The sequence below is a fragment of the Nocardioides daejeonensis genome (genome assembly GCF_003194585.1).
Lineage (GTDB): Bacteria > Actinomycetota > Actinomycetes > Propionibacteriales > Nocardioidaceae > Nocardioides > Nocardioides daejeonensis.
In genome coordinates this window covers 387,915-405,953 of the sequence record NZ_QHKZ01000003.1, presented here as the reverse complement: position 1 = coordinate 405,953, position 18,039 = coordinate 387,915, and the positions used below count along the sequence as shown (strand labels likewise).

The following is an 18,039-nucleotide window of genomic DNA, read 5'->3' as shown; positions in this document are numbered from 1 at the left end:
CTGTTCACCCCCCGCCGCCCTCGCCCAGCCCCGCCTCGCGGGCTCGGACGATGAGGTCGGAGCGGTCGCGCGCGTGCAGCTTGGTGATGATGCCGTAGACGTAGTTGCGCACGGTCTTGCTGCTCAGCACGAGGCGGCGGGCGATGGTGGAGTTGTCGTAGCCGAGGGCGACCAGCTCCAGCACCTCGCGTTCACGTCCGGTCAGTTCGGGGAAGACGCTGGCACCGCGCGTACGAGCCCCGGAGAGGTAGGTGGCCGCGCGGCGGGCGACCTCGGGGCCGAGCAGCATCTCGCCGTTCGCGACCGCCCGTACGGCGCGTTCCACCTCGGGAGCCGCCGCTCCCTTGAGCAGGTAGCCCCGGGCTCCGGCCCGGATGGCGGCGAAGAGCGAGTCGTCGTCGCCGAGCATGGTGACCACCAGGACGGCCGTGTCGGGCATGGAGGTGGTGATCCGCCGGGTCGCCTCGATGCCGGCGCCTGCGCCGTCGGGGTCCGCCGCCGCGCCGCCGGCGGTCAGGTCGAGGTCCATCAGCACGACGTCGGGGCGGTGCTCCTCCACGACGGCGACCGCGCCGTCGCCGTCGCTGGCCCGGCCGACGACCTCGATCCCCGCTAACGAGTCGAGCAGCGCGGCCATGCCGATCAGGAAGACCGGATGGTCGTCGACCACCACCACACGGATACTCACGGCAGCACCACCGTCACTTTCGCTCCTCCGTCATCGCTGACCAGGTCGAACGACCCGCCCAACTCCATCGCGCGTTCCCGCATCGAACTCAGCCCGATGCCCGGCGTCGCCTGTGGATCGACCCCGTTGCCGTCGTCCTCGACCTCCAGCACTGCCGCTCCGTCGTCGTCGACGTCGAGCCGCACCAGGCAACGACGTGCTCCCGCATGCCGATGTGCGTTGCGGACCCCCTCCGCCGCGATGTGGTACGCCGCCACCTGGTGCTGCTCGGGCAGCCGGTCCGCGCCACTCACCGCGACGCTCACCCGGAAGCGGTCGTCGGTGAACCGCGCCGCGAGGCCCTGCAGCGCTTCGTCCAGGCGGCCGACTTCCAGGGCCGGAGGCAGCAGCACCCGCGCCATCTGTCGCACGTCGTCGGCCCGCCGGTTCAGTTCCACGCAGACCTGTTCGAGCAGGGCGGCATCCGCCGGCCGCAGGGTCGAGGTGTTGGCGATGGCCGCCAAGGCAAGGGTGACACCGGAGAGTGACGGACCCAGGCCGTCGTGGAGCTCACGGCGCAGCAGACGACGCTCCTCCTGACGTACCTCCAGGAGGCGACGTCTGGTCTGCTCCAGCACCGTGTTGACACCGGCGAGCTCGACGGCGATCGCGACCAGGCCGGAGAGCTGGGTGGTCACCCGGACCGTCCGCGGGTCCAGGCGGCGACCGAGCGGAGCGGCGAGGCCGAGGCGCCCGACCTCGACACCGCGACTGTGCAGGGGCAGCGTGAGTGCGATCGGGGCGGGCCCTCCCGACTCGACGCGGGCGCCAGCGTCGCCGGTGACCGGGTCGAGGGCGGTGAGCTCGACCCTGCGCAGACCCAGTCCGCTGCGCAGGCCTGCTGCCAGGTCGGTGAGCAGGTCCTCGCCGGAATCCGCGGTGCCGAGGTGGCGGCCGAGATCGGCGAGCAGATGGGCGATGTCGGCGCCCGGACCGAAGACGAGGTCGTCGACCCGCCGCTGCACCCAGGTGCGCAACGGAGTGACGCCGAGAGCGACGACGACGACGGAGATCAGGCTGACCGCGTCGTCGGTCAGAGGCAGCGCTCGGCCGCCGAGCCAGACCAGCACGATGTAGCTCGCCACGACCAGGCCGCCGAGCAGGGCTGCCACGATCGAGCGTGAGATGGCGAGGTCGACGGTCCAGGACTCGTCCTGCACTACGAGGGCGAAGGTTCCGGCCAGCAGCATCATCTGAGCGACGAACATCGTCGGCGCTGCCGCCGTCAGGGAGGTGCCGCCGAGCGCGAGGCCGATCTCGAAGAACACGTAGGAGAGCGCGAGCACCACCACGGAGGAGAGCACCCAGGTCAGCGCTCGCCGCTCGGCACCGCCCGACCGGGCCATCCGGCGTACCAGGTGCACGATGCCGGGTACCGCCAGCAGGAGGTAGAGCGACACCAGCCAGGTGTCGGCGGTCGAGGCCGCCGAGCTGACCCGGTGGGGCGCGAAGGCGTGCTCCGGCGGACCGCCTTCGGCGGGCTCGAGGAACTTGACCAGGCCGCCGGCGACCGCGACGCCGAGTCCGATCCGCCCGGCGAGCAAGGGCAGTCGAGAGTCCGACCGACCGGCGACGATCAGCCACGGCAGGGCGAGCAGCGCGCTCAGCGCTCCCACCAGCCATGCCGACGCGGCGAGCGACGCAGCGAGCGCCTCTCCCGGTACTCGGCCCTCGGCGGCGAGCAGTGTCCACTGGATGCCCAGGCCGGAGAGGGCGAAGCCGAGGCCGACGAGGGCGAGCGCCCAGCCGGCGAGCTGGCGGCTGCGGAGGGCGACGTACGCGCCGAAGGGTCCGTAGACGAGACCGAGCAGCAGATCGAGCACGAAGAACTCGGGGTGGATGTAGTCCCCGGCCTCAGCGCGGAAGTTGAACGGAGCGATCAGGATCGAGGCCAGGCAGGCCGCCAGCACCGAGGCGCCGAGCGCGCCCGCGCCGAGTCGCCACGTGCGGGACGCGGGCTCTCGTGCTCCGGTCACCGCCGCTCCTCTCACGCGCTCCGTCAGGGGATCATCGTGCCCGCTCCGGCCCGGTTGCGAGGGGGATTTGTCCCGGTAACCCGGGCCGTGTACACCGCGTGTGACTTCTGTGCGGAATTCCGCGCTTGGGTTCAAGGGGCCAGCGCAACACTCGATGAAGTGGATGGACCTGCAGCGCTGAGCGAGCCCGTGCAGCGATCCGTCCACCGAGGTCGTCCAGTTCGTCGAGCAGGTCAGCGGCCCCCAGATCTGGTTCCGGGTGCGTTGGGTGAGCGGACGAATCACGCCTGCGCGGGAGAGTCGGTCGATGGCACGGTAGGCAGAGGCAGTCGACAGATTCAGGCGGTCCTCGATCTCGGCTGCGGTGAAGATCGGCGAGGTAGGCAGCGAGGCGAGGACCGCAGCGGGTGCACTTCCGGCGCGGGGGCCTCCTGCTTGCGCGTGCCAGCGTTCGGGCAGCGCGGCAAGTCGGTCAGCCGTGGTGGATGCCTCTTGCGCGGCAACGATCGAAGAGCGCGCGAAGGCACGGGTGATGGGGCCCCAGGTGGGCCGTCACTCATGATTCCAGCAGACTGTCTATTATCAATTGGCCTTCATAAGTGAGAACAACGACACCAGTCTTCTCGCTTACGCGCGGACGTTCCTTGCGATGCGCTCAGGGCAGCAGCCGCTGGGTGGCCTCGGTCAGGATGTCGCTGACCTCGTCGGGGTCGCGGCCGGAGGCGACGCCGATCATCGCGCCGAGGAACATCATGGAGAGCATCCGGGCGGCGGCCTCGATCTCCTCCTCGGTATGCCCGGAGGTGTCGCCGGCCCGGAGGGTCTGGCCGATCCAGGCGGCCTGCTCCGGACCGAAGCCGATGACGCCCTGCTCGGTCGCCAGGGCGGGCGCGCTGGCGACGTAACCGCGGTAGAGCGCCTGATAGAGCAGGGGCTTCTCGCCGGCCTCACGCAGGATCCGGCGGAAGACCTCGGCCAGGCGAGCGGCCGGGGTACGACCGCGCGGGGTGCGCTGCTTGACGCTCTCGCTGGAGCGTTCGCCCAGTGACATCAGCGCCTCGAGGAGGAGCTGGTCCTTGGAACTCGCGTGCTGGTAGGCGGTCGGCACGGAGACACCGGCGGCCGCGGCGACCGGGCGGATGCCGACGGCGTCGTACCCGCCCTCGGTGGCGAGCTCGATGACGGCGGTCAGGAGCTTGGCCCGGGTCGCGGCGCGTGCCGGGGAGAGCACCGTCTGAACGACGCGGGGAGCGGACATGCGCACCACCCTACCGCCCGCACTGCCGCCTGAATAGACACTTGGTTGACACATGTCTACTCGGATGACAACCTGATCCGGCAGCGGCCGTGGTGGCCGCCGGATCGAGGAGTGTCATGGACCTGCGAGAGACCCCCGCGCAGCAGGCGCTGCGTCAGGAGCTGCGCGAGTACTTCGCCCAGCTGCTGCCCGACGACGAGCGTCGCGAGGTCGGCGAGACCGGCGCCGGAGGCCCGCGGTTCCGCGAGGTCGTGAAGATGATGGGTCGCGACGGCTGGCTCGGCGTCGGCTGGCCCAAGGAGTACGGCGGCCGCGGGATGGGCGCCGAGGAGCAGTTCATCTTCTACGACGAGATCCAGCGCGCTGGCGTGCCGTTCCCGCTGGTCACCATCAACACGGTCGGGCCGACGCTGATGCAGTTCGGCACCGAGGAGCAGAAGCAGAAGTACCTGCCCGGCATGCTCACCGGCGACATCGTCTTCGCGATCGGCTACACCGAGCCTGAGGCCGGCACCGACCTCGCGTCGCTGAAGACGCGAGCAGTCGTCGACGGCGACGACTTCGTCGTCAACGGCTCCAAGGTCTTCACCACCGGTGGCAACACCTCCGACTACGTGTGGCTGGCCACCCGGACCGACCCGGACGCCCCCAAGCACAAGGGCATCTCGATCCTGATCGTCCCGTGCGACGACCCCGGCTACTCCTGGAGCCAGATCACCTCGGTCGGCGGCATCCACCCCTGCGCCACCTACTACCAAGACATCCGCGTCAACAAGAGCGAGCTGGTCGGCGAGCTCAACGGCGGCTGGTCCCTGATCACCGCGCAGCTCAACCATGAGCGGGTCGCGCTCGCGGCGCTCGGCGGCCGGATGATCCAGCTCTGGGAGCAGACGTTGGCATGGGCCAAGGAGACCGGCGTCATCGACAAGCCCTGGGTGCGCAGCGAGTTCGCCCGCACCTACGCGAAGCTTGAGGCGATGCGGCTGATGAACTGGAAGCTCGCCGCCGCCGTCGGCGACCACACGTTGCGCGGCGAGCAGGCCGGCGCCGCGAAGGCCTACGGCACCGAGACCCACATCGATCTGCAACGCACCCTCTTCCAGATCCTGGGCGCGGCCGGCCGGATCCGCCCGAACTCGCATGCCGCCGTCCTGCACGGCCAGGTCGAGCAGCTCTCCCGCCAGGGCCTGGTCAACACCTTCGGTGGCGGCGTCAACGAGGTGCTCCGCGACATGATCGCGACCATGGGCCTCGGCATGCCGAGGAGCAAGCGATGAGCGCAACGTACGAAGAGCGACTGAACGCCTGGGTGGGCAAGCAGCTCGTCCGGCCCACGCCGGCGGCTGATCCGGTCAACGTGCCGATGATCCGACACTGGGTCGAGGCGCTCGACGTCGCCAACCCGGTGCACCTCGACGTCGAGGCAGCCCACGCGACCGGGCGGGGAGACGTCGTCGCTCCGGCGTCGATGATCCAGGCGTGGATCATGCGCGGCTACGCCAAGACGGTGCGCCCGCAGGCAGGCGCCGACGACCCCTACGCCGAGTTCATCGCGCTGCTCAACGAGGGCGGCTACACCTCGGTGGTGGCTACCGACTCCGACTTCGAGTTCATGCGCGAGCTGGTGCCTGGCGACCACGTCAGCGCCGACGAGTCCGTCGAATCGATCAGCCCCGAGAAGACCACCGGGTTGGGCGCCGGTCGCTTCGTCACCACGGTGAAGACCTACCGCGACGCCTCCGGCGAGGTGCTGGCCACCCAGAAGTGGCGCACCCTGCGTTTCAAGCCGAAGGCCGCTGCGCAGGCGGAGCCCGAGAAGCCGCAGGCGCTGCGCCCCCGCGCCGCGATCAACCTCGACAACCAGTTCTGGTTCGAGGCAGCCAAGGAGCACCGCCTGGTGATCCAGCGCTGCACCGCCTGCCAGACCCTGCGCCACCCGGTCGGGCCCCAGTGCCCGCACTGCCAGTCCTTCGACTGGGACACCGTCGAGGCTTCGGGGCGCGCCACGCTCTACTCGTTCACGGTGGCCCACCACCCCCGGCACCCCGCCTTCGACTACCCGCTCGTCATCGCGGTCGTCGAGCTCGAGGAGGGGACCCGCCTCATCACCAACCTGGTCGGCATCGCGCCCGAGGACGCGGTCATCGGCATGCCCCTCGAGCTCGAGTGGTTGGACGCCGACGCCGACCTGACCCTGCCCGTCTTCCGGGCCGCCAGCGCAGCTGGGGAGGAGAACTGATGGACTTCCAGATCGACGAGGACATCCAGGCCCTGGCGGGCCTGGCCAAGGAGATCTTCGACGACCGCGCCGACACGGATCGGGTGCGCGCTGTCGAGGGCTCCGAGAGCCGGGTCGACGACGCACTGTGGGCCTCGCTCGCACAGGCCGGACTGCTCGGACTCACCATCGCCGAGGAGCACGGCGGCGCCGGCCTCGGGCTCGACGCACTCGCCGTCGTACTCGAGGAGCAGGGGCGTCACGTCGCTCCGGTGCCGTTGTGGTCGGCTGCCGTCTCGGCCGAGGCGATCGCCCGCTTCGGCAGTGACGCCCAGCAGGCCGACCTGCTCCCGGGCATCGCCTCCGGGGAGGCGCGGATCGCGCTGGCGCTGGAGGAGTACGACGGAGCCGAGCCCGAGGCGCCGCGCACCCGTGCCGTCGCCGAAGGAGGCGGTTTCCGGCTCACCGGTGTCAAGGCCGTCGTGCCGACCCTCGCCGGCGCCGACCGGGTGCTCGTGTCGGCCTCCGCGGAGGCAGGCCCGGGGCTTTTCCTGGTCGCCCTCGATGCCGAGGGTGTGTCGGTCGAGCTCTCCGACACCACCATGTACGACCTCGCCGGCGAGCTCACCCTCGACGGCGCCCCCGCCGTCGCGGTCGGGGAGCCCGGTGGCCAGGCGCTTTCGGTTGCGCTGCGTCTCGGCGCACTTGCGCTCGCCGCGCTGCAGGTCGGCGTCACCGACGGCGCGATGCGACTCGCCGCCTCCTACCTGAGTGGTCGCGAGCAGTTCGGTCGCCCGCTGGGGAGCTTCCAGGCGGTGCAGCACCAGGTCGCTGACTGCTGGATCGACATCGACGGCATGCGGGTCACCTTGTGGCAGGCGCTGGCCGCCGACGCCGACGATCCCACCGGCAACGACCCGCTGCGCGCCGCCGAGCGGGCCGGCTGGGTCGCCAAGTGGTGGTGTGACCAGGCCGGTCTCGACGTCGTCCATCGCGCGCAGCACGTGCACGGCGGCATGGGCGTCGACACCGACTACCCGGTGCATCGGCACTTCCTGTGGGGCAAGCAGATCTCCTCCACCCTCGGCGGTGCCTCGGCTGCGCTGGCTGCGCTCGGTGGCCTGATCGCAACCACGGAGGTGCGGTCATGACCGTCGCGCCCACCCGGGTCGCCTCGCAGGTCACGGTGGGGGAGGCCCTGCCGGAGCACCCGATCCCGCTCACCCGCACCTTCATCGTCGCGACAGCCATCGCCAGCCGCGACTACCAGGACGTCCACCACGACCCGGCCCTCGCGGTCGAGCGTGGGTCCAAGGACATCTTCATGAACATCCTCACCAGCAACGGCCTGGTCGAGTCCTACGTCGCCGCCTGGGCGGGCCCGGCAGCCGTGATCAAGCGGATCAAGATCCGGCTCGGCGCACCCAACTACCCCGGCGACACCATGACCATGACCGGCACCGTCAGCGCGGTCGAGGGTCGCCTGGTCACCGTCGAGGTCAAGGGCGTCAACAGCCTCGGCCCGCACGCCAGCGGCAGCGTCGTGGTCGAGCTTCCGGAGGAGCGAGCATGAGCAGCCTGTCCGGCGCCACCGCCATCGTCGGCATCGGTGCGACCGAGTTCTCCAAGGAGTCCGGCCGCTCGGAGCTTCAACTCGGGTGCGAGGCGGTCACAGCGGCGATCGCCGACGCCGGCCTGGAGCCCGGCGACGTCGACGGGCTGGTCACCTTCACGGCCGAGTCCAGCTCGGAGATCCACATCGCCCGCAACGTCGGCATCGGCGACCTGACCTTCTTCTCGCGGGTCGGCTACGGCGGTGGCGCGGCAGCTGGCACGGTGGCGCACGCCGCAGCAGCCATCCACGCCGGACTGGCCGACGTGGTGGTCTGCTGGCGTTCCTTCAACGAGCGCTCCGGCGAGCGCTATGGCCTCGGCCAGGCCAACCGGCCGATGGACACCAATGCCGACCGGGCGGCGTACTCGTGGATGACGCCGTTCGGCCTCTCCACCCCCGCGCAGTGGGTGGCGATGTTCGCGCAGCGCTACATGCACGAGTACGGCGCGACCTCGGAGGACTTCGGCCGGATCTCGGTGATCGACCGGGCCCGGGCGGCGACCAACCCGAAGGCGCACTTCTACGGTCGTCCCATCACCCTCGAGGAGCACCAGGCCTCGCGCTGGATCGCCGAGCCGCTGCACCTGCTGGACTGCTGCCAGGAGACAGACGGCGGCCAGGCGCTGGTGTTGGTCTCCGCCGAGCGCGCCAAGGATCTGCCGCAGAAGCCGGCGTACGTCGTCGGTGCGGCTCAGGGATCCGGGGAAGACCAGCACATGATGACCTCCTACTACCGTCCCGATATCTCGGGCATCCCGGAGATGGGCCTGGTCGGTCGTCAGCTGTGGGAGCAGAGCGGACTGAGCGCTGCCGACATGGATGCGGCGATCCTCTACGACCACTTCACTCCGTTCGTCCTTGCGCAGTTGGAGGAGCTCGGCTTCTGCGGTCGTGGCGAGGCGTCGGACTTCATCAGGTCAGGGGCACTCGAGCTTGACGGCGCGGTGCCGCTCAACACCCACGGCGGCCAGCTCGGCGAGGCCTATCTGCACGGCATGAACGGCATCGCCGAGGCGGTGCGTCTCGTCCGAGGCACGTCGGTCAACCAGCCGAAGGCGGTTGACAACGTCGTCGTCACCGCCGGCACCGGCGTGCCGACCTCCGGGGTGGTGCTCGGCGCCCGCTGAGCCCGCCCACCCTGAGTTTCCGCGTCTCGCCCGGCGATCCCGGGCGGGGCGCGGAGCCCATTTCGGCCGGCGGAGATGAGTATCCGCACTCGGGTACGGAGCACCAGATCTCCCTAGGGTCGAGTCATCGGTCGCCGCGCGGGTGACCCACGGAGAGGAACTCGGATGAGGACCGGACAGATGATGAAGAAGACAGTCTCGGCAGGGGCTGCGGCGACGGTGCTGCTGGGGCTAGGTGTCCTGGCGCCTGCCGGGGCGGACGCAACCACCCCCGTTGCGCGGCCGACGGGCTCCTCGGTGACGGCGAAGCAGTTGCCGGGGCTCGCGCAGGTCGCGAAGATCGCGCCGGAGTTGGCGAACGGACTCCGCGTCGTCGATCGGGCGAAGCGGGTCGAGGGGCCGGGCAAGACCTGTCGCGCCGAGTCGTCCACGAAGGCCGCCAGCGGGCGGAGCGCGCTCTACATGCCGAAGGACTTCACCGGTGAGGGCGCCACCGACATGCTTGTCTATCTCGAGGTCTTCGAGATGAAGACGAAGAAGGACGCCACCAAGGTCGCCGGCAGCTACCGCCGCTTCGCCAAGTTGTGCTCCGGCAAGCAACTCGACGGTGCCACGATCTCGCGCCTGGCCCTGCCCAAGATCGGCCAGCAGCGCGCGGCGATGCGGATGACCGCGGACGACGGCTACGAAGGGGCGCTGACGATCGTGCGGCGCGGTCGGACGGTGGTGATCACCACGGTCGGGGACGGCCAGGTGGTCAAGCGGGCCGATGCCGTCGCGCTGACCCGGCTGGCCTTCCGCACGGCGACGACGTGACCGACGGCCGCTGACGAGAAGAACAGTGCCGTGGTCTGCTGTCACCAGGTGACAGCAGACCACGGCACTGTGCATGCTCCGACTCTTCCGTTCTCCGGGATCCCGCCGGGGGAGTGGTGCCGGTCACGCCTAGCCTGACGGGCGTCGTACCTGCCGAGGAGGAGCCGTATCCATGAGTGACGCCCGCATGACGCTGCCCGACACCGACGCCGTCGGGATGGCGGAGCTGGTCCGCACGGGAGAGGTGAGTGCGCGCGAGCTCACGGAGGCCGCGATCGCTCGGATCGAGGCGGAGAACCCGCGTCTCAACGCCGTCGTGGCGACTCGCTTCGAGGAGGCGTTGGCAGAGGTCGACGCCGGCCTGCCCGACGGGCCGCTGACCGGCGTTCCGGTGTTGATCAAGGATCTCAGCATGCAGGTCGCCGGCCTGCCCAACACCAACGGCAGCCGGCTCTTCGCCGACAACGTCGCCCAGCAGGACGCCGAGCTCGTCGCCCGCTACAAGCGCGCCGGCATGGTCGTGCTCGGCACGACCAACACCCCCGAGTTCGGCCTGAACCCCAGCACCGAGCCGCTCCTCTTCGGGGCCACGCACAACCCGCGCAACCTCGGTCGCTCCGCCGGTGGATCCAGCGGCGGCTCGGCCGCCGCAGTCGCCGCCGGGATGGTGCCGGTCGCCCACGCGAGCGACGGGGGCGGGTCGATCCGCATCCCCGCCTCCATGAACGGTCTCGTCGGCCTCAAACCCAGCCGTGGCCGCGTGACGCCGTACCCCCGCCCCTCGCTCCTGAGCGGCCCGGCTTCTTGCCACCACGTCGTCACCACCTCGGTGCGCGACACCGCGGTCATGCTCGACATCTCCTCGCCGTGGATCCCGGGCACGGTGATCGGCCTTCCACAGCCCAGCGTTCCCTTCGCGACCAGCGCCGGTACGCCGCCGCGGCCGTTGCGGATCGCCGTGGCGACGAGCCTGGGTGAGGGCAACCCGGAGACGCAGGCCGACATCGTTGCCGTCGTCGAGGCCACCGCCGCGTTGTGCGAGTCCCTCGGACACACCGTCGTCCCGGTGCCGGCGCCCCACGATCCGTCCACCCTGGGCGGAGAGGCCGCGCCGTTGATGGGCGTCGCCTTCACCGCGATGGTGCAGGCGCGGCTGGCCGAGCTGGGCCGCGAGCTCGCCGACGACGACCTCGAGCCGTTCACCCGCCTCCTCTTCGAGCACTACTCCAAGCTGCCCGCCACCGCGCTCGCAGCCGCCCTCTCCGCCTCGCAGCGCGTGGGTTGGGAGGTGGGACGACTCTTCAACGACTACGACCTGCTGCTCACCCCCACGCTTGCCGCCTCGCCGCCGGAGCTGGGTATGCTCGACCCCACGAACATCGAGGTCATGTATGCCAAGGCCGGTGTCTACGCCGCCTGGACGGCCGTCTTCAACGCCACCGGCATGCCGGCCATCTCGCTGCCGATGGGCACCGACGAGCTCGGCCTCCCGGTCGGTGTGCAGTTTGCCGCCGACCTCGGCCAGGAGGCGCTGCTCCTCTCCCTCGCCGGGCAGCTCGAGACAGCCCAGCCCTGGCAGCGCCTCGCCTGATGCCCAGCCTCGCCACCTGTCGCCGCGCCTTCTTCTCCTTCCCGCACGTCACCGACGCGGCGCGGGCGGAGGACTACCACGCCTGGCACCTGCTCGATCACCAGCCGCAGAACCTGGCTCTGCCCGGGGTGCTCCACGGCGACCGTTGGGTCCGTACGCCGGAGTGTCGGGAGGCGAGCGAGGTCGACCGGGAGCCGGCACTCGGCATCGCGGATCACGTCGCGATCTACTGGTTCGCCGATCCGGTCCGCGAGTCGGTCGCCGAGTGGTTCGAGCTCGGGCGCACCACCGGTGAGGAGGGGCGGCGTCCTGACCTGGCCTGGACCGAACGGCGGGCCACCGGCTTCTTCCGGCCGCTCGGCGGCGTCGTCTCCGACGGCGTCAGCATCACCGCCGAGGCGCTGCCCTACCGCCAGCACGCTGGTGTGATCCTCGAGGTGCTGCGAGTGGACGCCCCAGGAAGCGTCGCCGCGGACGAGCAGGCCCGGAGCTGGCACCGCGACGCCCTCCCCGCCGTACGACGCCACCCCGGTGTCGCCGGCACCTGGGCCTTCGCGAGCCGCGACGTCACCCTGCGGTCCGCTGCGGGCGAGGTGACGCAACCCGCTGCGGGAGCCCTGCAGGTGGCGCTGCACTTCTGCCTGACCGACCCGGTCGAGGTCGCCGGGGCGCTGCCACCCGCCGACCCCCACGTCGTGCTGCGTAGTCCGCTGATCTCGGCACGCGCCGTGCCCGTGCGCGGTTGAGGGTCGGCGACTCCCGACCCGCTGAAAGTGGCGTCTCGACCCGCTGAAAGTGGCGTCTCGACCCGCTGAAAGTGGCGTCTCAACCCGCTGAAAGTGGCGTCTCGACGGCTTAGCTGGCACCGGGCAGGCCGTCGGTCGGTAGTGTCGACTCATGGGAGCGCAGGACAACACGCGTGAGCTGGAGGAGTCGGTGGTTACCGACTTCTCCGACCGGATGAGCTACGGGGGCTATCTCGATCTAGGCACGCTGCTGTCGGCGCAGCGCCCGCTCAGCGATCCGGAGCACCACGACGAGCTGCTCTTCATCGTGCAGCACCAGACCACCGAGCTGTGGCTCAAGCTCGTCCTGCACGAGCTCACCGCCGCCTGCCGCTGGCTCCAGCAGGACGAGCTCGGGCATGCGCTGAAGGCCATCGCGCGGGTCAAGCACGTGCAGAAGACCCTCGCCGACCAGTGGTCGGTGCTGGCCACGCTGACACCGAGCGAGTATGTCGAGTTCCGCGGTGTCCTGGGCAACTCCAGCGGCTTCCAGTCCTGGCAGTACCGCGCGGTCGAGTTCACCCTGGGCAACAAGAACGCCGCGATGCTCAAGGTCTTCGACGCCGATCCGGCCGCCCAGACGATGGTCCGCGCCGCTCTCGAGGCTCCGTCGCTCTACGACGAGTTTCTCCGTCACTTGGGCCGCCGTGGCTACCCGGTGCCCGAGGAGATCCGGAGTCGCGACGTGACTCGCGCCTGGACGTTCCGGCCGGACCTGGTGCCGGTCTTCACCGCGATCTATGCCGACGCGCAGACGCACTGGTCGGCGTACGAGACCTGCGAGGAGCTGGTCGACCTGGAGGACAACTTCCAGCTGTGGAGGTTCCGGCACCTCAAGACGGTCGAACGGATCATCGGCATGAAGGGTGGCACCGGCGGATCCAGCGGGGCGCCGTTCCTACGGCGTGCGCTCGACCTCACCTTCTTCCCCGAGCTCTACGCCGTGCGGACCCAGCTCTGACCGGTCTCTCTGTGAACCGGATGAACCCTGCCCCGGGCCGGATCTCCATCGGTCGACTCGTGAGGGAGGAGGCAACGTCAGTGAGGGACGAGATCCGGGCCGGGGCAGGGGCGGCGGTGCGGCCCGTGGGCGGGCCGCACCGACTCAGCGGTTGAGCCGTGTCAGGGCCCGCTGCGCGGCGTTGTACCCGCACATTCCGTGTGCGCCGGCCCCGGGCGGGGTGGCCGCTGAGCAGATGTAGACGCCGGGAACCCCGGTGTCGTAGGGCTGCGTGGTGGCGCGCGGCCGGAACACGAGTTGCAGCGCGTCGTTGGCGCCCGTGGTCACGTCACCACCCACGTAGTTCTCGTTGTGCTGGGACATCTCGGTGGTGCTGCGGACGGCCACCGCGCGGATCCGATCGCGGAAGCCGGGGGCGTAGTGCTCGATCCGCCGGATGATCGTCTCCGTTGCATCGCCCGTCCATCCGGCGGGCACATGCGCGTAGGAGTACAGCGGATGCAGGTCACCACGAGAGCGAGTGGGGTCGGCCACGAACTGCTGGCCGACCAGGACGAACGGGTGCTCCGGCATCTCCCCGCGGGCCACCGCCCGCTCAGCCGCGACGGTCTCGGCAGGCGAGCCGGTCACGTGCACCGTGCCGGCGCGCCTGCTCTCCTCATGCGTCCACGGCACGCCACCTTCGACCGCGAAGTCCACCTTGAAGGTGCCCGGCCCATGCCGATAGCGGGTGTAGGCACGTCGAACCCGCCCGGGGAGCCGCGCCCCCAGGATCGAGGCCGCACCCCCGGGTGTGGTGTCCAGCATGACGACATCGGCCTCGCCGATCTCATCGATCGTGTTCACCCGCCGTCCGGTCTCGAACCGGACGCCGTGCTCGGCGCAGCGCTTGAGGATCGCGTCCCGGATCGACGCCGATCCGCCCTCGGCTGCTGGCCATCCGTAGCGGTGCGCGGCGGTGCCGAGGGCCACGCCGATCGCTGAGGAGGCGATCGTGCCGAGCGGACGGAAGGCGTGGGCTGCGACCCCCAGATAGAGCGCGGCCGCCTCCTCGGAGCGCAGCGTCTTGGCGACCATGGTCGCCGGAGCTCCGGACCAGAGCCCGAACCTGGCCAGGTGGAGGGGGTGCTTCGGCACGTGCAGCATCGGCTGGAAGAACTCGCCGACGATGGTGTCGAACCTCTCCGTGAGAGGTCCGAAGATCCGCTCCCACCCGCGACCACCGCGGCCGAGCCCGGCCGCGGTGGCCGCGACGGAGCGGGTGGCGACCGCGCCCCGGCCACCCTCGAGAGGGTGGGCGTACTCGTGCTCGGCCCAGCGCCAGGTGAGCCCCGCGCCCGCCAGGTCGAAGCGCTCCGCGAACGGCGAGCCGAGCCCGAAGGGATGCAGCGCCGAGCACTCGTCGTGGATCAGGCCGGGCAGGGTCAGCTCGCTGGACCGCGTGCCACCTCCCAAGGTCTCCGCCGCCTCGATCACCGTCACCTGCATCCCGGCGGCGGCGAGGGTGAGGGCGGCAGCGAGCCCGTTGGGCCCGCTGCCGACCACGGTGGCGTTGGTCATGCCTGGGCGCCTGCTGCGTCGCCGGCCGGCACCTCGGCACGCCAGTCGACGGTGAACGGAGCCGGGCCGTTGGGCAGCCACGGCTGCTCCTTGACGACGTCCTTGACAACCCAGCTGCCGGTCTCCACGATGCCCAGCGCGAGGTCGTAGACCATGTACTCCTGGACCCCCGACGCGATCGGGATCGGCTGTGACTCCACCCAGACCACGATGGCTTCGCCGGGCTTGAACTGGAGGCGCCGCTGGATCTCCTCGAGCAGCTGGTCGTCGTGGAGGTGACCGTCGCCGAAGTTCCAACCGATCACCGCGTTGCAGAGGAACTCCGCCTCGCGGATGCTGTAGTCGTTGTATCGCTCACCCAGATAGGTCTGCATCACGGAGAAGAGACCGCGGCCCTGGCTGTGCATCGAGCGCCAGCCGAGCGTGAGCTGCAGGGTCATCTCGGCAATGTCCGGGTCGTAGCCCATGCCGTCGACCAGTTGGTCGATCTGGTTCTTCGCCGGGTTGCCCAGCTCGTTGAGCCGCGCTTCCGCACCGGGCTGGAACGCCCAGATCGCGGAGGCCCAGTTGCCGGCGTACTGGCGCATCGACGGCAGGAAGGAGACCAGGTCGGGGCGGAGGTTGCCCAGGATCGGGAAGAAGACCAGGCCCACGAGCAGGACCGGCAGCATCCAGGCCGCGCTGAAGTCGGTGACGGCGAAGCCCTCCTCGGCAGGGAAGCCGACGAAGAGGTGCACCGCGATGAACGCGAAGAGCACGTTCCACTCCAGCGGCACCGCCAGGGGGAAGGTCGAGATGATGAAGACGTGGAACAGCACCATGCAGCACGCGGCGATGATGGTCAGCTCGTGCGAGGGGCTGAAGAGCAGCACCAACGGAACTGCCAGCTCGGCCAAGGTGCCCATGATGTGCGCCATGAACCAGGCGAGGCCGGAGGGCTGCAGGTCGTTCGGGAAGTTCTTGTAGTGCTTGAGCTTGAGTGCCTTCGGCATCCAGGGGGTGTTGGAGACCATCGGCGGTACGACGCGCTCGAAGTGCTGGTTCATCTTGGAGATCGCGGCACCGACCCAGATGGCGACGATGATCATCTTGGCGGCGATGACGAAGTCCGAGAACTCCATGTCGAGGGCGCCCCAGCCGAGCGCGGCCGAGACGATCAGGACCGGCAGGTGCTGCTCGCCGCGGCTGGCGAGGAAGAGGATCTTGTCACGCAGGCCGCACAGGATGAGCAGGACGATCGGCGCGACGAAGTACTTCGGGTCCACCAGGTCGTAGCTGGCGCTGCCATAGCCGGTGGGGTTCGCGACTGCGACGCCATCGGTGAAGAGCGGGAACGCGTAGGCAGCCAGGCAGCCAAGGTAGAGGACGACGTCGAGGGGGCTGCGGGTGGCGCCGGCGGTTCCGGGCACCTTGTCGGGCCACGGCGGCAGCTTGATGGTGCCGGGCCTGGCCCAGTAGAGGATGCCTCCGGTCATCGGCTTGAAGTGGGCTGCCAGCGGGCCCCAGGTGCCGCCCAGCCCGAAGAGCTCCAGGAAGAGCGTCCACAAGATGAGCTTCTGGTAGACGATCGGCTCGTTCCACCACGCCCCGTAGTCGAAGTACCCACCGACGTCGGAGGTCAGGACCGAGACGGCGATGCCGCCGCCGATGTAGAGGACGAGCAGCTTAACGATGTAGATGCAGTGCACCATCTTCTGCGTGCCGAAGCCGTTCTCCGCCCAGAACTGGGAGAGGAACTTGATGCGCTCTTGGTGGGGACGTTGGAGGAACTCCTGGGGGTCCACGTCCGGGACCACAGGGGTGAGGAAGGGCATGGTGTTCTCCTGATGTGACGGGCGATGCGGGATGTGCTTGCGGCCGGTCAGCCGACCGGAGCGGACGCCTCTCGACGCAGGGTCGGCTTGTCGATCTTGCCGACGGGGTTCTTCGGGAGCGCCTCGACGATGTGGATCGCCGCAGGCACCTTGACCTTGGTGAGGCCTGCTCGACAGGTCTCGAGCAGCGCCTCCTCGGTGACGTCAGAGCCGGGGTAGGGGGCGATGTACGCGACGACGATCTCGCCGTACACGGGATCGGGCTGACCCACGACGGCGGCCTCGAGCACACCGGGGTGGGTGTGCAGGACCTCCTCGATCTCCTTCGGGTAGAGGTTCTCCCCGCCCCGGATGATGAGGTCCTTGATGCGGTCGACGATGCGCAGGTAGCCGTCCTCGTCGAGGATGCCGACGTCGCCGGTGTGCAACCAGCCGTCACGCAGTGTCTCCGCGGTCGCCTCGGGCCGGTTCAGGTAGCCGACCATCACGTTGGCTCCCTGGATGACGACCTCGCCGCGCTCTCCGGCCGGCAGCAGCTCGCCGGTCGGCCCCATGATCTCGACCCGCTGGCCAGGCATGGCCGGTCCGACGGTGCCGATCTTGCGTACGCCGTTGACCGGGTTGACGCACGAGGCGCAGCTGCCCTCGGTCAAGCCGTAGCCCTCGACGAGTCCGAAGCCGAACCGCTGCTCGACCGCCGTCAAGAGCTCCTGCGAGGCGGGTGCCGCGCCGCAGACACCGAACCGGATCGAGCTGAAGTCGGTCGTCCCCGACTGGGCGACCAGCATCGAGTAGATCGTCGGTACGGCGGAGAAGTAGGTCGGTCGGAACATCTCGACAGCCTCGAAGAAGCCCTCGACGGAGAAGCGGCCCATCACCCGGGTCTCAGCGCCCACCCTGGCCGGGCTGAGGAAGCTCACGAAGAGCGCGTTGGAGTGGAAGAGCGGCAGGAAGAGGAGGCACCGGTCGGTGTCCGTGAGCTCCATGCGCTCGACCATGCCGGCCGACATCGCGTCGAGATTGGCGTGGCTGAGCATCACGCCCTTGGGTCTGCCTGTGGAGCCACTGGTGTAGATCAGCAGCGCGATCTCGTCGGGAGACGTCGTCGGCTCGAAGTGGAGCTCCCGGGTGGGGATCCGGCGGAGGTTCTCGACCCAGATCACGGGCCGACCGGCATGAGGCGCGTCGGGACCGATGTTGATCACGAGCGCGGACTGGGCGTCGTCGATCTGGTAGTCGCCCTCCCGAGCGGTGAACGCCGGATTGATCGGGGTCGCGGCAGCGCCGAGCCGCCAGGCCGCGACCAGGCAGACCAGCAGCTCGACTCGGTTCGGGAGCATGATCGCGACGACGTCGCCGGCGCCGATGCCCTGCTCAGCGAACTGCTCGGCCACCGCCACGGTCCACTCGTCGAACTCTTGCCGGGTGAGGCTCAGACGGTCGTCGCTCATGAACCTCCGGTCAGGCTCGAAGCCGGCCTGACGCCAAGGCAGGTGACCCAGATCCGCCATTTCCACTCCTCAAGTCGGTGTCGGAGAGAGCCCGATCTCTCAGCAGCACCGTAGGAAGCGGTGTGGCGCCGATCACTGGT

The 18,039-nt window shown here is 69.8% G+C and carries 15 protein-coding genes; 9 read left to right on the top strand and 6 right to left on the bottom strand.

Annotated features, from left to right (window positions below):
- Positions 1-4 precede the first annotated feature (4 nt).
- The 3 genes from DNK54_RS10030 to DNK54_RS10020 all read right to left on the bottom strand — a co-directional run bounded on the left by DNK54_RS10030 (position 5) and on the right by DNK54_RS10020 (position 3,961).
- A complete protein-coding gene (locus DNK54_RS10030) occupies positions 5-688 on the bottom strand; it encodes a response regulator (RefSeq protein ID WP_110206814.1) in 684 nt (227 codons plus the stop codon).
- A complete protein-coding gene (locus tag DNK54_RS10025) occupies positions 685-2,703 on the bottom strand; it encodes a sensor histidine kinase (protein WP_110206813.1) in 2,019 nt (672 codons plus the stop codon). The genes DNK54_RS10030 and DNK54_RS10025 overlap by 4 nt, the downstream gene beginning before the upstream one ends.
- Before the next feature lie 655 nt (positions 2,704-3,358).
- Positions 3,359-3,961 (bottom strand): TetR/AcrR family transcriptional regulator, encoded by a 603-nt coding sequence (locus DNK54_RS10020; protein WP_110206812.1) that lies wholly within the window; start codon positions 3,959-3,961, stop codon positions 3,359-3,361.
- 116 nt (positions 3,962-4,077) lie between these two features.
- Here DNK54_RS10020 and DNK54_RS10015 point away from each other — a divergent pair, with 116 nt between their 5' ends.
- The 9 genes from DNK54_RS10015 to kynA all read left to right on the top strand — a co-directional run bounded on the left by DNK54_RS10015 (position 4,078) and on the right by kynA (position 13,074).
- Positions 4,078-5,238, top strand: coding sequence for an acyl-CoA dehydrogenase family protein (locus DNK54_RS10015; RefSeq protein WP_110206811.1), 1,161 nt, complete (start codon positions 4,078-4,080; stop codon positions 5,236-5,238).
- Positions 5,235-6,200, top strand: coding sequence for a bifunctional MaoC family dehydratase N-terminal/OB-fold nucleic acid binding domain-containing protein (locus DNK54_RS10010; protein ID WP_110206810.1), 966 nt, complete (start codon positions 5,235-5,237; stop codon positions 6,198-6,200). Before DNK54_RS10015 ends, DNK54_RS10010 begins: the two co-directional genes overlap by 4 nt.
- Positions 6,200-7,330, top strand: a complete 1,131-nt coding sequence (locus DNK54_RS10005) for an acyl-CoA dehydrogenase family protein (protein ID WP_110206809.1) — start codon at positions 6,200-6,202, stop codon at positions 7,328-7,330. The genes DNK54_RS10010 and DNK54_RS10005 overlap by 1 nt, the downstream gene beginning before the upstream one ends.
- Positions 7,327-7,752 carry a MaoC family dehydratase gene (locus DNK54_RS10000; RefSeq protein ID WP_110206808.1) on the top strand — a complete coding sequence of 142 codons (426 nt, stop codon included), beginning with the start codon at positions 7,327-7,329 and terminating at the stop codon, positions 7,750-7,752. Before DNK54_RS10005 ends, DNK54_RS10000 begins: the two co-directional genes overlap by 4 nt.
- Positions 7,749-8,921 (top strand): lipid-transfer protein, encoded by a 1,173-nt coding sequence (locus tag DNK54_RS09995; RefSeq protein WP_110206807.1) that lies wholly within the window; start codon positions 7,749-7,751, stop codon positions 8,919-8,921. The genes DNK54_RS10000 and DNK54_RS09995 overlap by 4 nt, the downstream gene beginning before the upstream one ends.
- A 165-nt stretch (positions 8,922-9,086) precedes the next feature.
- Positions 9,087-9,737, top strand: coding sequence for a hypothetical protein (locus DNK54_RS09990; protein ID WP_110206806.1), 651 nt, complete (start codon positions 9,087-9,089; stop codon positions 9,735-9,737).
- A gap of 172 nt (positions 9,738-9,909) precedes the next feature.
- Positions 9,910-11,328, top strand: a complete 1,419-nt coding sequence (locus DNK54_RS09985) for an amidase (protein WP_110206805.1) — start codon at positions 9,910-9,912, stop codon at positions 11,326-11,328.
- Complete coding sequence (locus DNK54_RS09980) at positions 11,328-12,074, top strand: hypothetical protein (RefSeq protein ID WP_110206804.1); 747 nt, start codon at positions 11,328-11,330, stop codon at positions 12,072-12,074. The genes DNK54_RS09985 and DNK54_RS09980 overlap by 1 nt, the downstream gene beginning before the upstream one ends.
- 151 nt (positions 12,075-12,225) lie before the next feature.
- On the top strand, positions 12,226-13,074 hold the full coding sequence (gene kynA, locus DNK54_RS09975) for a tryptophan 2,3-dioxygenase (RefSeq protein WP_110206803.1): 849 nt from the start codon (positions 12,226-12,228) through the stop codon (positions 13,072-13,074).
- 144 nt (positions 13,075-13,218) lie between these two features.
- Here kynA and DNK54_RS09970 read toward each other — a convergent pair whose 3' ends face one another.
- Genes DNK54_RS09970 through DNK54_RS09960 form a run of 3 tightly spaced genes read right to left on the bottom strand, consistent with a single transcriptional unit; the run spans position 13,219 to position 17,959 of the window.
- Entirely contained in the window at positions 13,219-14,634 is a 1,416-nt protein-coding gene (locus tag DNK54_RS09970; RefSeq protein ID WP_110206802.1) for a phytoene desaturase family protein, read from the bottom strand.
- Positions 14,631-16,448 (bottom strand): DUF3556 domain-containing protein, encoded by a 1,818-nt coding sequence (locus DNK54_RS09965; protein ID WP_110206801.1) that lies wholly within the window; start codon positions 16,446-16,448, stop codon positions 14,631-14,633. Before DNK54_RS09965 ends, DNK54_RS09970 begins: the two co-directional genes overlap by 4 nt.
- Before the next feature lie 47 nt (positions 16,449-16,495).
- Complete coding sequence (locus tag DNK54_RS09960; protein ID WP_110206800.1) at positions 16,496-17,959, bottom strand: class I adenylate-forming enzyme family protein; 1,464 nt, start codon at positions 17,957-17,959, stop codon at positions 16,496-16,498.
- Positions 17,960-18,039: the final 80 nt, after the last annotated feature.

Bases quoted from the DNA above. Each gene is read 5' to 3' on its own strand.
- DNK54_RS10020 (WP_110206812.1), bottom strand. From the start codon at position 3,961: ATGTCCGCTCCCCGCGTCGTTCAGACGGTGCTCTCCCCGGCACGCGCC.
- DNK54_RS10015 (WP_110206811.1), top strand. From the start codon at position 4,078: ATGGACCTGCGAGAGACCCCCGCGCAGCAGGCGCTGCGTCAGGAGCTG.
- DNK54_RS10010 (WP_110206810.1), top strand. From the start codon at position 5,235: ATGAGCGCAACGTACGAAGAGCGACTGAACGCCTGGGTGGGCAAGCAG.
- DNK54_RS10005 (WP_110206809.1), top strand. From the start codon at position 6,200: ATGGACTTCCAGATCGACGAGGACATCCAGGCCCTGGCGGGCCTGGCC.
- DNK54_RS10000 (WP_110206808.1), top strand. From the start codon at position 7,327: ATGACCGTCGCGCCCACCCGGGTCGCCTCGCAGGTCACGGTGGGGGAG.
- DNK54_RS09995 (WP_110206807.1), top strand. From the start codon at position 7,749: ATGAGCAGCCTGTCCGGCGCCACCGCCATCGTCGGCATCGGTGCGACC.
- DNK54_RS09990 (WP_110206806.1), top strand. From the start codon at position 9,087: ATGAGGACCGGACAGATGATGAAGAAGACAGTCTCGGCAGGGGCTGCG.
- DNK54_RS09985 (WP_110206805.1), top strand. From the start codon at position 9,910: ATGAGTGACGCCCGCATGACGCTGCCCGACACCGACGCCGTCGGGATG.
- DNK54_RS09980 (WP_110206804.1), top strand. From the start codon at position 11,328: ATGCCCAGCCTCGCCACCTGTCGCCGCGCCTTCTTCTCCTTCCCGCAC.
- kynA (WP_110206803.1), top strand. From the start codon at position 12,226: ATGGGAGCGCAGGACAACACGCGTGAGCTGGAGGAGTCGGTGGTTACC.
- DNK54_RS09970 (WP_110206802.1), bottom strand. From the start codon at position 14,634: ATGACCAACGCCACCGTGGTCGGCAGCGGGCCCAACGGGCTCGCTGCC.
- DNK54_RS09965 (WP_110206801.1), bottom strand. From the start codon at position 16,448: ATGCCCTTCCTCACCCCTGTGGTCCCGGACGTGGACCCCCAGGAGTTC.
- DNK54_RS09960 (WP_110206800.1), bottom strand. From the start codon at position 17,959: ATGGCGGATCTGGGTCACCTGCCTTGGCGTCAGGCCGGCTTCGAGCCT.